9 protein-coding genes and 1 other RNA gene are annotated in these 15,887 nt (G+C 34.2%); 2 read left to right on the forward strand and 8 right to left on the reverse strand.

The window, feature by feature from the left end; all coding sequences use genetic code 11:
• Window positions 1-228: 228 nt before the first annotated feature.
• Window positions 229-622, forward strand: a transfer-messenger RNA (tmRNA) gene (gene ssrA / locus BLT80_RS11815).
• Window positions 623-1,012: 390 nt separating this feature from the next.
• Window positions 1,013-1,555 (forward strand): DUF922 domain-containing protein, encoded by a 543-nt coding sequence (locus BLT80_RS11820; RefSeq protein ID WP_092468217.1) that lies wholly within the window; start codon window positions 1,013-1,015, stop codon window positions 1,553-1,555.
• Window positions 1,556-1,562: 7 nt separating this feature from the next.
• Here BLT80_RS11820 and bglX read toward each other — a convergent pair whose 3' ends face one another.
• The 8 genes from bglX to glpK all read right to left on the reverse strand — a co-directional run bounded on the left by bglX (window position 1,563) and on the right by glpK (window position 15,887).
• Entirely contained in the window at window positions 1,563-3,920 is a 2,358-nt protein-coding gene (bglX, locus tag BLT80_RS11825) for a beta-glucosidase BglX (RefSeq protein WP_092468219.1), read from the reverse strand.
• 10 nt (window positions 3,921-3,930) lie between these two features.
• On the reverse strand, window positions 3,931-4,794 hold the full coding sequence (locus BLT80_RS11830) for an endonuclease/exonuclease/phosphatase family protein (protein WP_092468221.1): 864 nt from the start codon (window positions 4,792-4,794) through the stop codon (window positions 3,931-3,933).
• A 67-nt stretch (window positions 4,795-4,861) separates the two neighbouring features.
• Window positions 4,862-5,668 carry a glycerophosphodiester phosphodiesterase gene (locus BLT80_RS11835; protein ID WP_092468223.1) on the reverse strand — a complete coding sequence of 269 codons (807 nt, stop codon included), beginning with the start codon at window positions 5,666-5,668 and terminating at the stop codon, window positions 4,862-4,864.
• A 105-nt stretch (window positions 5,669-5,773) separates the two neighbouring features.
• Complete coding sequence (locus BLT80_RS11840) at window positions 5,774-7,387, reverse strand: RagB/SusD family nutrient uptake outer membrane protein (protein WP_092468225.1); 1,614 nt, start codon at window positions 7,385-7,387, stop codon at window positions 5,774-5,776.
• A 20-nt stretch (window positions 7,388-7,407) separates the two neighbouring features.
• Window positions 7,408-10,482: a SusC/RagA family TonB-linked outer membrane protein gene (locus BLT80_RS11845; RefSeq protein ID WP_092468227.1), complete on the reverse strand. Its 3,075-nt coding sequence runs from the start codon at window positions 10,480-10,482 to the stop codon at window positions 7,408-7,410.
• Between the two features lie 301 nt (window positions 10,483-10,783).
• Complete coding sequence (locus BLT80_RS11850) at window positions 10,784-13,555, reverse strand: helix-turn-helix and ligand-binding sensor domain-containing protein (RefSeq protein ID WP_092468229.1); 2,772 nt, start codon at window positions 13,553-13,555, stop codon at window positions 10,784-10,786.
• Window positions 13,556-13,646: 91 nt separating this feature from the next.
• The gene (locus tag BLT80_RS11855) at window positions 13,647-14,375 is read right to left on the reverse strand and encodes an MIP/aquaporin family protein (RefSeq protein WP_092468231.1); all 729 of its coding nucleotides are present in this window, start codon (window positions 14,373-14,375) and stop codon (window positions 13,647-13,649) included.
• A 15-nt stretch (window positions 14,376-14,390) separates the two neighbouring features.
• Complete coding sequence (glpK, locus tag BLT80_RS11860; RefSeq protein WP_092468233.1) at window positions 14,391-15,887, reverse strand: glycerol kinase GlpK; 1,497 nt, start codon at window positions 15,885-15,887, stop codon at window positions 14,391-14,393.

The raw sequence follows: 15,887 nt of genomic DNA on the forward strand, positions 1-15,887 counted from the left end.
AATTCATAGAAAACAAGTTTGGTATAACTTTTGCGTTATTATTTTTTGTAATTTTGCAGCCCTTGAAACACCAATACAGTTTCTGGGTTTAGCGCGTTAGGGATGGAAGCGGCATCCTTTTGCTTTTTTTTAGCAAAAGATATAGCGGACAGCCCGACCTGATAAGGTAACGCCCAAAAAATTATTATCAATTTATTAAAGAGATTCCCACTTTCGTGGGAAGTAAATGGGGTCGACTGGTTTTGACAGCGAGATTAATTAGATTGTAAGCACGTCGTGTAATGGCATTGATACACGTAAAAGGCAAGACCAAATTTTAAACGGCGAGAATAACTACGCTTTAGCTGCATAATCTGAATTATAGTAAGATTAAGCCTCGTCCTACTAGGTAGGAGTGCTAAATGTCTCGAGAAAGCCTTAGTTAATGGCGTTCTTTATTAGGCATCGTAAAAATTGACTTAGATTAGGTAGTGCTCTGATACCTTTTCGAGATTAAGGAGCTAAGCTAAAAGTGGGTTGTCTTTAACCAGCTTTAAGTCGAAAAAACAAGAAAAGAATAAACGTGTAGAAAGCCTTTTGGTTACTTGTTTGGACGAGAGTTCGATTCTCTCCGACTCCACAATTAAGCACAACTTTGTTGTGATTTTAAGCATAAAAAGCTCAACAAGTTTTACTTGATTGAGCTTTGTTGTTTAAAAGCACTTGGGCTGAAAGCACAAAAAGTTGTATTTACAGGATGGGATTCACTAGAGAACAACGACGTTAATCTCACCGACTCTACAACACTCATAACTCTATTTTGAGTGAAAACAATAGAAATCCGCCAAGCTTGCTTGAACGGTTTTCTGTTTTTAATTATCGTGCTTATTAAAGCAAAACAACTAAAATTATTCTTCATTAAAGAAAATAAAAATCAGCAGACATTTTCTAAATATATTTTGTTTACTAAATTAGTTGCCTCATCACACCTAAACATCTTTTAAGTCATTCAACACAACGACCTCAACTCGACATGAAACAAACAGTAGCGCTATGCGTTATATTGATATCTCTATTTCTTTCAACACAGTTAAACGCCCAGGACACAGTAGAGTGGTCAAAAGACAGAAAATTAAACTGGTCGGATTTTAAAGCAGCTCCTAATTTAGATATTGTGGCATATGCCCTCACTTCTTATAAAATAGAAATCCTACCAAGTGATATTATGGTTGATTCTGATGAGAATATTCAAGATTATGAATCATTGACCGTTGTAGCCAATTTTTATACGGAACACTCATGGGTTTATGAAAAAAGCGCCTATTTACTTTTGCATGAACAATTACACTTTGATATCGCGGCGTTATATGCTTTTAAAATCCAAGCAGAGTTCGAAAAATTAAAAGCACAGAAGAATGCTAATTACAATTCTTATGTAAGTGTCTATCAAGAATTATGGGAGGAATGCCTAAAAACACAAAAATCTTACGATAAGGAAACACAGCATGGTCAATTAGTTACTATTAACGATACTTGGATCGATAAAATTACTGAGGGAATAAATGCTTTTGAATAAAACTTATTTATTCAACAACACTAAAACTTTGTTTTAATTCAGCAAGAGAGCTGCCTCCAACCCAAACTTCAAATGCGCCAGGTTCTACCTCCCATTTTTTATTTGCTGTATAAAACTGAAGTGTCTCCGCATTAATTTTAAACGTGACTGTTTTAGTTTCACCTGCCTTAATCATTAGCTTTTTAAAGCCTTTTAATTCTTTAATTGGCCTTACCAAACTACCAACTAAATCTCTAATATATAGTTGCACCACTTCTTCACCATTACGCTTTCCGGCATTAGTTACATTAACTGAAACTTCTATATGTTCTGAAGCATTTATCTCAGTTGTGCTCAGTTTAAAATTATCATAACTGAAAGTCGTATAACTTAACCCATGACCAAAAGGATATAGGGCCGATCTTGGTGCATCTCTGTATGACGAATACGTCACTTGTGTTGACCCGTAAGGTCTCCCCGTATTTTTTTGATTGTAATATAAAGGCTCTTGACCTACATGATGCGGAAATGATACTGGCAATTTACCAGAAGGATTATAATCCCCAAAAATAACATCTGCTATGGCATTACCAGATTCCGATCCTAAATGCCAACATTCTAAAATAGTTGGAGCCACTTCCGAAGCACGACTTAAATCCATTGGGCGACCATTCATCAGAACAATCACGATGTTTTTATTGACTTTTTGAATCGCCTCTAACAACTCTAGTTGTAAGCCTTTAAATCCAATATCTACTTGACTTCTTCCTTCTCCGGTTTGGTAAGCATCTTCTCCAATGGCTAATAAAACCACCTCAACTTTCTTAGCCAATTCCACTGCTTTTTCAATACCAGAACTATCCGTTGTATTAAATTCTAAAGGACGTGCAAACTGATTTTCACCAGGTTTGACTATAGGAATGGTTAACTCAATGCCTTTTTCATAATAAATAGCTGTGGATTTTGAAACAGCATGCTTTACACCTTCCAATAGGGATACAGCCGAATTATAATCCGCTCTTGCCCTCCAATTTCCTAATGGAGTATCTTTATCATCAGCTAATGGACCAATAACAGCAATACTCTTTATCTTTTTTGAAAGTGGTAAAATTTGATTATCATTTTTAAGAAGTACGATAGATTTTTTCGCAACATCTCTAGCTATCTCAAGATTTTCCTTAGAATAAACATCGGCTTTCTCTCTTTCTTCATCACAATATTTATAAGGATCATCAAATAATCCTAATTGAAATTTAAGACGTAAAACACGCCTAACCGCATCGTCTAAAATCGCTGTTGAAACTTTACCTTTTTCTACTAATGTTTTTAATGACGCTTCATAAGCATAAGATTCCATATCCATATCACTTCCTGCATTAATCGCTATTTCGGAAGCATGTTCTAAATCTCTTGCATAGCCATGAGCTATCATTTCTCCGATACTTCCCCAATCTGAAACCATTAGACCGGGCCAATTCCAATCCTTTTTCAACAAATCTCTTTGTAAATATTTATGCCCTGTTGCTGGTATACCATCAATATCGTTAAAGGCATTCATAAATGTAGCGACACCAACTTCGGATGCTGCTTTAAATGGAGGTAAAATAGTATTATGCAATTCAAACTCTCCAATATTCACTGTATTGTAATCTCTACCTCCTTCTGCAAATCCATAGCCTACAAAATGTTTTGCACAAGCCGCTATGGTATGAGCTGCAGACAAATCGTTTCCTTGAAATCCATTTATTCTTGCAACACCAATTTTAGTAGTTAAATACGTGTCTTCCCCTGAACCTTCCATTATTCGTCCCCAACGCGCATCTCTAGACACATCTATCATTGGTGCAAAGGTCCAATTTAAACCAGAGGCAGCAGCTTCTTTAGCAGCAATCGCAGCCGATTTTTCTATAATCCCTAAATCCCAACTCGCACTCTCGCCAAGAGGAATAGGAAATATGGTTTTGTAACCATGAATGACATCATAGGCAAAAATAAGTGGGATTTTTAATCGAGAATTTTCCATAACGATCCGTTGTGTTTCACGGATAGAAGCTACAGAAGCTATGTTGAGCATAGAACCTACTTCGCCTTTCTTTAGTTTATCGTGTTTGTACTGATCTCTTTTTGAAGTTGAAGGACCTGTTGCATTCCATTTACCACTATACTGAACTAATTGACCAATTTTCTCATCGATAGTCATTAATGCTAATACTGAATCTACCTTATGTTCAGTACTTACATTGATTAAAGTAGTCGTATTTTTCACAAGTTCTGAATCATTTGGCACTAACGTATTGCCATTTACGGGAATACTTGTAACGAGAAGAATAACAACAATTTTTACACTAATTACTCCTAATAATAAAGACTTGGTCGTTTTATTCATTATATAAAAATCATTTTAACTCAATTTCTGCATATACAGGAAAATGGTCGGAAGGAAACTTAAAATCTATAGCACTTGAAAGTACAGCATATTTGCGCACTACGACTTCAGGCGATTTTGAAACAAAAAGATAATCAATTCGTCGTGTTACGGGTTCATTATATTGAAAGCCATTGAATGTTCCATCGGACCCAAATTTTAATGCAGCTATATGTTTTGAATCTGACATGGTTGGTAAAATTTCTGCGACAACCTCACTATTAGGTTCTACATTAAAATCACCCATGAGAAGTACAGGGTAGTTTTGAGTATTTTCTGAAGCCATCTTTCTAAGAATGAGTTTCATGCCTTCTTTTTGCGCTTCTTTACCAATATGATCTAAATGCGTATTAAATACCCAGAATTTTTGATTAGTGTCTTTTGAAGTAAATAAACCATAGGTGCAAACTCTTGGGTAAGCCGCATCCCAACCTTTGGAAACTACAGTTGGCGAATCTGATAACCAAAAGGTGTGTTGTTTTTCAACTTTTAGGTGTTTTGAATTGTAGTAAATTGCAGAGAACTCTCCCTCTCCGTTGCCATCTCTTCCTTCACCTATAAATTTATAATCTCGCAAAGCGGCATTTAAATCTTCTATTTGATTCGGCCGTGCTTCTTGTACTCCAAAAACATCAGGACTAAGAAACAATATTTGAGAACTTAAAAAATCTTTTCGATTTGGCCATGCATTGTCACCATCCGAAGTGATATCTAGGCGAATGTTATAGGTCATTACCTTTAACTTCACAGACTCAGTATTAGATTCAGGCTTCATTTTCTTAGGACTACACCCTAAAAAGAAAAGACCAATAATTAATATATTAATTAGTTTCATGTAATTGTGATTTCAAACTTGAAAAATAAGCCTTTCAAAATAAGTTATCGCTAGAATAGAATAAGGTTTAATCAGCAGTATTAGACCTTGCTTTTATTCTTTCGAAAGTTAATTCAGGTTCATCCGTAGTTATATAATCAAAATCATGAGCTAATAACCAATCTATATCTTCTTCTTTATTTGCTGTCCAAGCATTTAATTTAAGGCCTAAATCTTTAGCTTCTTTAATCCAATTCTCTTTATTTTTTAGTTTCCAGACGATATAATCTAAACCTGTAATACCATCCTTTTTTAATTCTTCTGGAGGTTTTGAACCATCGAGATATAAGACTCGTGCATTGGCATCTATGTCTTTGATACGTTTAATAACATCATAACTAAAACTAATATAATAAGAAATATAAGCTTCAGCTTTTAATTCCTTAACTAAGGCTACCGTTTTGTTTGCCATTTCAATATTTCTCCCTTCAATTTTAGAAGGCTTTATTTCACAAACCAAACCAGTTGTGGTATTATTATTCATACCTGCACTAATAAAATCTTTTAGTGTTGGTAGCGTTTCACCATTTGGAAGCTTAACTTTTGCCAATTCCTCATAAGTTGAAGTTTCAATATCAACACCCTGATAATCGGCATCATGCGTTACGATTAAAACATGATCTGATGTCATACGAACATCAAACTCAGAACCTGTACATTTTAGATTAATTGCCTCATGCAATGCAGCAATAGAATTTTTTGGAAACCCTTTAGCTTTCCAGGCTCCTCTGTGTGCAATTACAGGATTATCAGCAAAAACAATTTCTGATTCGGTGGTCGTCGAATTGCATGATGCCAACCCAAGACATAAAAATAAAACTATAAAACAACGCATAAGCCAAAGTATTAAAATAAAAGTGAGCAAAAATCGTAAATAAAAAACACAAAAGGGCAAGTGAACTTGCCCAATATGTTTCTATAGAATGACTAATTCATATAATTAATTATAACCATTATTCTGAGGATAATCCGGACCTAATAGATCTAAATCATTTTGGGATATTGGCCAATTAATGAAATGCGATCTCCAATTTTCTCTAGGATCTTTAGAACCTAAATTAGCCGGAAAATATTCACCGTCACCAGCATAATTGGTCATTTGAAAATCAATAACGCTTTGTCCCATTCTTTTTAGAGTAAACCAACGTTGCCCTTCAAAAGCTAATTCTCTTGCGCGTTCATCTAAAATAGTTTGTTGATTAACAGTTACAACTGGTGCAGCACCAGCTCTAGTTCTTACAGCATTAATATATGGTAAAGGATCACCTGAAGATCTCATAATAGCTTCTGCCGCTATTAAATAAGTCTCTGCTAATCTATAAACCATAACATTACCTCTAATAGTATAAGAAGATTCATCACCGTCTGCTTGAGCAAATTTGATACAAGATGGATGCATCCTTTGGTAATAAGACCCGTAAGTACTACTTGGATTGTCTAAATCTGTAATTGGAGCATAGTTATCGATCTCCTCACCAATTCTATCTCCAGAAGTGTAATAATATTTTAATCTGAAATAAGTATCATCATCTCTTGTGTCATTTGGATCTTCTGCTAAGAGATTTAACAAATATAAATTTGGTAAAACTCTAGAAAAACCTCTACCTCCTTGTTCGTTATTGTATTCTATACCAGAAATTTGAAAAAACTGAGTTACGTAATTCGCATTCATCATGGTTGCATTTCCTCCTCCTAGGATATCATCTTTAGATTGGATAACAAATAAGGCTTCTGAATTATTTCTATCACCTGCAAATACATCTGCTGTACTACCTACTAAACTATGAGGACTATCTGGTCCTTCTATAACATCTAAAGCTTGGTTTTTTGCTTCTGTCCAGTCACCTTGCCACATAGCCACTTTTGCCTTCACATGCTTTGCAGTTCCTTTAGTAACACGACCAAAAGTATCTGTCCATTCTAAATTCTCTACAGCGTAGTTTAAATCACTATTGATAAGTGCAAAAATCTCTTGTTCAGACGATTTATCGTTGATCACATCAAAAGCATTATCTACAGTTATTGTTTCTGTAGTCACATAAATGTTATTGTACATTCTATATAAGTAAAAATAAGAATGTGCTCTAAAAAACTTTGCTTCAGATAAAATTTGTGCTCTTGTATCTTCATCAATACCTTCTAAAGTTTCAGCTGCATTTATTATGGCAGTGGCTTTATTAGCCATGTTATAATAATGCTTCCAAAATAATGAAGATGCAAATTTAGTACCTTGGTCTACTGGAGACGTTGCTCTTTCGTATCTTCCTATTAAACCTGTATAACCAGATCTTGCAAAGGTTAAATCTGCTCTAGATGACATAAGCACTGAACCCATATAATCTTCGGTACCATTATCGTAACGATCTCTTTCAAATTTATATAAACTCACTACACCAGACTTTAAACCGCCTTCAGTAGTATAAACATAATCTGCATCGATTAGCGTACTTGGTTGTTCTTCTAAGTAATCTTCACAAGAAGCTACAACAAAGAATAACGTCATGGCTAATAGAAAGCCACCTTTTATTTTTGAATTAAAAAACTTAGTTTTCATAATATTATTCTTTTTTATAATTAAAATTTAACTCTTACTCCAAAAGTGAATGACTTCGCATCTGGATACCCTGTATCAGCACTAGAATACGTAGATCTAATGTTTACTTCTGGGCTATACCCTAAATAGTCAGTTTTTGTAAATACATTTGTAGCAGTAACGTAAAGTCTAACCTGATCGAAATTTATTTTAGATGTAAACTTCTCTGACAACGTATATCCTAAACTTATCGTTCTTAATCTTAAATATGATGCATCTTTAACTGCTAACGCATTTAAGTATTGATCCGCAGAATCTTTATTTGGACGAGGGAATGATGTTGATGGATTTTCTGGCGTATAGTAATCTACTTTAACACCATTTATATCTCCTCTTAATGTTCCTCCATTATTGTACTCGTTTAAAAATGGATTAACCTTAGTAGCACCTTCTACAGCATAAAAATCTAAAAATAAATCAAAGTTTTTGTAGGCTATTGTTGTAGATAGTGAACCAAACCAATCTGGATTAGGATCTATAAAAACACGGTCTTCTTGAGTTATTTTCCCATCAGGACCAGCTATTATATTACCTTCTTCATCAACTCCGTTAATATCTTTAACTTTAATATCACCTGGTCTTAAGTTGGTTTGTGGATTTGCGGATTCTGGATTCGCTTGTGGTGCATTTTCAAAATCTTCTCCTTCTTGCCATATCCCATCAAATGCATATTGATAAATAACACCTACTGGCTGACCAACATAATAATTGAATGAATTATCTTCGGTTATAGCATCTCCATTTCCATCATTATAAAGCTCTAATAATTTGTTTTTGTTATTAGACCAGTTTGTAGATACAGACCAACTAAAATCTTCAGTATTAAAAATATTAGCCGTTAAGCCTAATTCAATACCTGTATTTTGCATTTCACCAGCATTAAAGAATGTTGATGTATATCCGGTTACGGGAGGCACACCTCTTTTTAACAATAAATCAGTAGTTCTAGCATCATACCAGTTAACACTACCCACTAATGTGTTTTTAAAGATTGAAAAATCTAAACCAAGGTTTAAGGTTGTTATTCTTTCAAACTTTAAATCGGGATTAGGTAAAATAGTCGATGGCGAAAATCCTGACCCAGTTTCCTCATCAAATATATAAGGTTGGAAATCAGCTGTAAACAGTGATGTATAAGCACGCCCTAAGTCATTAACTAAAGAACCATAACTTGCTCTAAACTTTAATTCTTGTATTTGACTTACTTCTTCTAAAAAACTTTCATTATGAATCTTCCAAGCAAATGAACCTGCTGGATTGTAACTCCATTTATTACCCTCTCCATTTAATGAAGCTCCATCCGCTCTGATGATTCCTTCAAACGTATATTTATTCATTAAGGTATATCGTGCTCTCGCTAAATAGCCTAAATATCTAAATTTATCACCATCACGCTCTACAGTGACATTACCTATTGCACTTGAAATACCGTTATACCCCAAATCTTCATTTGGAAATCCTTGACCTTCCGTAAATGTTCTAGAAAAAGCATTTTCTTGAGCCGATTGCACTAGTGTAAGATTTAATTTATGGTCGTTGTTAATCGCTTTATCATAAGTCAAAATATTCTCAACAAGATAAGATTCCCATAGTTTATTATCGATTCTTGCGATACCTCTTACAGCATCACCTGCAGAACTTAAAGACGACTGATACTGTCCTCTTTCTGATGTTCTTCTAGTTAAATTCGTTTTTAATTGATATTGTAAATCTTTAGTAATTTGCCATATCGGAGTTACATTAATCACATAGTCATTTCCTTTTTCTTCGTGATTTTGCTCACGTAAATTCCATAATGGGTTTACAGACGAGCCTTCTTCACCACTTGGATAACGTGTTATACTACCATCGTCATTATAAGCACTTCCTAATGGTGACGTTGTAATAACATTGACGTTCGCTGATCTATCGGTATCATCATTTAAAAGGTTTAAATCAAAATTCACAGAGAACTTATCAGATATTTTTTGATCTACATTTAAACGCAATGTTTTTCTAGTATAGCTCGATGATGGTATAAGACCATCTTCTTGAAAGTAGTTGATACTACCAAAAACTTTAGTCATTTCGGTACCACCACTAATACTAATAGCCTGACTGTTAACAAAACCATTTCTCATTAACTCGTCTTCCCAATTAACAAAACGATTGTTTGATAGATTTTCTAATTCAACATCTGTAAATACATTATCTACAACATCATCTGCATAGCTATCATCTGCTCTTGTGGACCTCCACGCTTCTCTTCTTAATTGCGCGAATTCCTGTCCATTATAAACATCAAAATTACGTTCAATTGTTTTTGTAGTAAGAAAACCATGATAACTTACACTTACTTTCCCTGCAGTACCACGTTTAGTTGTTATTAAAACAACACCGTTAGCACCTCTAGAACCATAAATAGCCTGAGCCGAAGCATCTTTTAAAAACTCTACAGACTTAATATCATCAGCGTCGATATCTTCAATACCTCCTTCTCTAACAATACCATCTACAACATAAATTGCACTGACATTACCTTCAATAGAACCTTGTCCTCTAAATATAATATCCGATGTTCCACCTGGTCGTAATGTACCACCACCAACATTTACTTGTAAACCGGCAATTCTACCACGCAACATCTCATTAACATCTGATGTTGGTGATAATGTTGCTTTTGATAAATCTGTTGTAGCTACAGCATTTACAATATCACTTTTCTTTTGCGTACCATAACCTACGACTACAACTTCTTCTAAAGCCGTATCATCCTCTAACATCACTGTAATTTCTCCAGAACTATAGGCAACTTCTTTAGATTTAAAACCTACATAAGACACCACTATAATAGAAGACTCATTTGAAACCTCTAAAATAAATGCACCATCAAAATCTGATTGTGTACCATTGGTTGTTCCTTTTTCTACAACAGACGCGCCTGGCAGTGGCATATTATCTGCAGAAGAAAGCACTTTTCCTTTTATTGTGGTCTGCGCTAAAAGCGAAAACGAACTGCACAATAAAAAGAGACAGAAGAATATTTCAATTCTTGATTTTTGAAATTTTAATTTCATGAATGATTGATTTAGTTAAAAATTAAAGCCCAAAACTATCATTTCAAAACATGCAGAAATGAGATGTAATGTTAAGCTTTTGTAAATTTAACCTCAAATAATTGCTAAATTGACAATATACACCTCGATAAAAAACGAACATCGTAAAATTAAGCAAAAATAAATCTTTAAAAAATCTCGGTATGTGTTATAAACATTGGCTTTATGAAGAACTTAAAATTTCTTAAGAAAAACCAAAAACTTAGTTAAAAAATAAGCTTGTCGAGGTAAAGTCGTGGTAGAAAATGTGATTGTCGAGGTGTTAGAATTTTAAGATATAGTTAACTAAACTGTCATCGTGATCTAATTGTAATCTTTTACGTAATCTGTAACGTTTAGTCTCCACGCTTTTTATAGATATATTAAGCAATGGGGCCATTTCTTTAGAGGATAAATTCAATCGTAAATAGGCACAAAACTTCAAATCATTAGGGGTTAAATCTGGGTGTGTTGCCTTAATTTTATCCATAAAATCTTTATCGGCATTATTAAAGGCTTCTTTAAAGAATTTCCAATCCTTATTATTATTCAAATTGGTATCAATTAGATCAATTGCACTTTCTATATCTTTATTGTTTCTAGTTCTTTTTAATTCCTTCTTTATTTTATTGAGCAACTCATTTTTCTTAATGATACTCATTGTAGAAATAACTAATTCTCTGTTTTTTCCTTCGATGTCTTGATTTAATTTTTCATTCTTTATTTGAATGAGTGCGCGTTCACTTTTTATGTGCTCATGCTTAAGAATTCGCTCGTAGTAAAATTTATATACTTTATTCACTAAAAATGCAATTCCAACAAGAATTAACATGTAAAGTATAATGGCTAAATTTGAAATATACCAAGGTCTATTAACCTCAAAATGATATACAATTGAATTCTCCGTAAGTTGATTTCCTACTTTTCCTTTAACCTCTAAAGTATAATCTCCAAATGATAAATTCTCGAATTGAACACTTGACACATGAGACCACTCACTCCATTTATCGGAAAGCCCTTCAATTTTATAACTATAACTAACATCTTGGAATTTATTGTATTCCGGAACAGAGAACCCGAATGACACTATACCCTTTTCATGTTCAAATGATCCACTTTCTGTTAGAGGCAAATAATTAGAACTACCATCAACATCCTTTCTCATTATGGTATTGAGATGTATTGAATAGGTATTATTAGTTTCAATATTTGCTAAATCGAGCGTTAAATAACCATTTACAGTTCCTAAAATATATTTTTCATTTTCTATATGCTGTAAGTTCTCAAATCCCAGAACCCCTTTTCTAAGATCAGAAGGAATTGCGATGTCTGTAATTTGAGGAATATTCGTAAGATTATCATTAGTTATATAACTAATATTATTTTTAAAAAACAACCACAACTTACCTGTTTGATCCACTACCATTTTCCCCGAAGTAAAGTTTTTAGACGTAATCAGATCTGTTAAAGCACTATTTTCAACAAATTTATGTTCAGCTTCTTTATAATTAAATATTCCATTTTTTGAAGTATAGAGGATATCACCTTGGTAACTCTCTAAACTTGAACTATTCCCAATGGTCAATTCCGGTACATCGACTACCTCTAAAGTTTGAGTGAAATCAGAATTCATATTTAAGACAAATACCCCTTTGTACTCATGATTCACCATGATTTGATTAGAAGCATTGATTTCAAAAAAACGAGATGAGTTTTTAAAGTTTTCAATTTTATTTCTTACTTCCCAAGTATTGTTTTTATGCTCCAAAACATATAATCCATCATAGTTACCTTGAATTAATAGGTTATCATGATTTGGAATTCTCTTAAAGTTCCAAGCGCCTAAATCTGAACTAATTTTTTCCACTTCATCCTTATCAACAATAAAGGTCCCCAAATGATGGCCACAGATAAGACTTTCGTTGTTATGATTATATAAGCTCCATACCTGACCAGCAGTACCTTTTACAAAACTGAACGGTTCATCTACAGACTTTAATGACCTATAAAACAAGCCTTGATTTGTACCAACGTAAAGTAAATCCTTAAAAATAATGGTTGAGTACACAGTTCCTAAAACACCTTCATAATCAATAAATGTTCGAATTGGAGACGTCATATTTATACAGTTGATGCCATTATCTAAACCTGCCCAAACATTATGGTTAGTGTCCTCAAACAATGCCAAAACGGTATTATTGCTTAATCCTAATTTCTGATTTATTGTATAATCAAATTCGCCTTTATTATTAATTTTTATAATCCCATTAGAAATTGTACCAATAACAAAACTATTATCTTCAAGCCTTATACTATTAAAGATATTTAACTTTTTTATACGCTCATTTGCTAAAATTCCCCATGGCTCTAACTGATTATTATTCAATTGAAAAAAGCCAGTATTTCGGGTAAGAATCGTAAGCACATCATCTACAAAGAACATATTAATAACCCGATCTTCTACGACTACAGCATCATCTATTATTAATTTAGGTTGACCATCTTTTATAAGATAAATCCCTTCATTCGCAACATGATAATAAATAAGGTCATTGATATTGAAAACCTTGTAAATTATCTGCTCTGAAGTAATCGTTTTAAAATGCTCTGTTTTTTTATTATAGAAATATAGCGCATGACTAGATTGAAAAAGCACCCATTCATTAAAGTCTAGAATGTTCCAGATTTGATCATCATTTATAGAAGCTTCTTTTAGTTTCGGAATTAGCGACGTATAGTTCAGTAGTCCTTTTTCATCCTTTAACCAATACCCGAATTCCTCATAGCAACCTGTATAAATCCGATCATCAATAACGTTCACAGCTCTCAATATCGTATTGTTTGGAGACGGATACGCCACCCAATTAGATCCATTATATTCTAAAAGGCCTTTGTTATTTGCCGCATAAATATAATTATCCTCATTTTGAGAAATCATCCAATTTTGATTGTCTCCTCCATAATCTGAAGCTGTAAATTTTTCAATAGGGGGTAATTCTTGAGCAGGAATCATCAAGAATACATGTAGAAATAATATAAATATGAAGTGTCTCATCTGTGTTGTAAAGATAGTTTTAGATAATGAACAAACAAAATGCCAGCTCTTTATGAACTGACATTAAAAATTATAAACTTAAAATACTAAACTACGACAACGCAAGCATAAAAAAAGCTGCTAACGCTCCACCAGTTAATGGCCCTAAAACAGGAATCCAAGCATAAGACCAATCACTTTTTGCTTTATTTTTTATGGGTAAAATAGCATGCATAATTCGCGGTCCTAAATCTCTTGCCGGATTAATAGCATAACCAGTAGTACCACCTAAAGATAGACCAATAGACCAAACCAAAAAAGCAACAGGCAAAGCTCCTAAAGACCCTAAACCTATAACGGATTCAGTCTCTGTAATACTGGCATCCGAAAAATAAAATATCGTAAAGAGTAAGACAAACGTCCCGATCATTTCACTAAAAAAGTTTGAAAATGTATTTCTGATAGCTGGTGCCGTACAGAACACTGCTTTCTTAGAATCTGCGTCTTCTGTTTCGTCAAAGTGATTCTTATAAGTTAACCAAACTGCAGAAGCCCCTATCATAGCTCCAATCATTTGCGCTAATATATACATTGGCACATCTGCCCAAGGAAATTTACCAGCAATTGCCACTGCCACCGTAACTGCCGGATTAATATGCGCTCCACTATATGGGCCTGCAATAACAACAGCTACATAAACAGCCAAAGCCCAACCCGTAGTAATCACTATCCAACCACTATTATTACCAATGGTTTTATTGAGGACGACATTAGCCACAACGCCTCCTCCGAGTAAAATTAAAATCGCTGTACCTATAATTTCTGCTATAAATGGTGTCATAATTTAAACGCTGTTTTAAATGTTTTTAGTCCAATACTCTAAAGCATCAATAGCTCTATACCAACCTTTAATATTGGTTTCAATTTCAGTTCTATCTTCTTTTGGACTAAACGTTTTATCCGCCTGCCAAATATCTTGAATTTCTTCAGGACTTTCCCAATAACCAACAGCCAAACCTGCCAAAAACGCTGCTCCCATAGCAGTTGTTTCTACAACTTTAGGTCTTACAGTGACCGTGTTTAAAACATCCGATTGAAACTGCATCAGCATATTATTAATGGTTGCACCACCATCAACACGCAATTCTTTTATAGATATATCGGCATCAGCTTCCATAGCTTTCAAAATATCCATAGTCTGAAAAGCAATAGACTCTACAGCTGCTCTAGCGATATGCGCATCTGTACTCCCTCTTGTTAATCCAAACATAGTACCTTTTGCATGCTGATTCCAATGTGGCGCTCCCAAACCAGCAAAAGCCGGCACAAAATAGACACCATCTGTACTATCTACCGAAGCTGCTAATCTTTCGATATCTGAAGAATTTCTTATAATTTTCAAGCTATCTCGAAGCCACTGCACAACGGCTCCTGCTATAAAGACACTCCCTTCTAAGGCATAAGTTGTTTTTCCATTAATTTTCCAAGCTACAGTCGTCAATAAGTTATTTTTGGAAACGATTGGCTTCTCTCCAATATTCATTAACATAAAACAACCTGTACCATAAGTATTTTTAACCATTCCTGGCTTCGTACACATTTGTCCAAATAATGCGGCTTGTTGGTCACCTGCAATTCCTGCAATAGGAATTTTAGTATCATAAAACGTCGATGTCGTATGACCATAAACTTCACTAGAGGCTTTTACTTCTGGCAGCATACTTTTGGGAATGGTCAATAACTCCAATAATTCATCATCCCATTCCATGGTATTAATATTAAACATCAACGTTCTTGATGCGTTAGTGACATCTGTAACGTGTTGCTTGCCTTTGGTAAAATTCCAGACCAACCAACAATCAATGGTGCCTAAAATTAAATCTCCTGCTTCGGCTTTTGCTCGTGCTCCATCAACATTATCTAGAATCCATTTCACTTTAGTTCCAGAAAAATAAGAATCTATCACCAATCCGGTTTTCTTCTTTATAAGTTCTGATTTACCTTCTTTTTTAAGTTGATCGCAATAATCTGAAGTTCTTTTATCTTGCCAAACAATAGCGTTGTAAACGGGTTCGCCTGTGTTTTTATCCCAAACCACAACGGTTTCACGTTGGTTCGTAATACCAATAGCCGCGATATGTTCTACATCCAATCCTTTTTTAGCAATAGCTTCTGCAGCAACTCCTGCTTGTGACGACCAAATTTCTCTTGGATCGTGTTCTACCCAGCCAGGTTTATGAAAATATTGTGTAAACTCTTTTTGAGCAATCGAAATAATATGACCTTTTTTATCAAAAACAATCGCCCTAGAACTGGTAGTCCCTTGATCTAGGGATAAAATGTATTTTCCCAT

This window comes from Winogradskyella thalassocola, assembly GCF_900099995.1.
Lineage (GTDB): Bacteria > Bacteroidota > Bacteroidia > Flavobacteriales > Flavobacteriaceae > Winogradskyella > Winogradskyella thalassocola.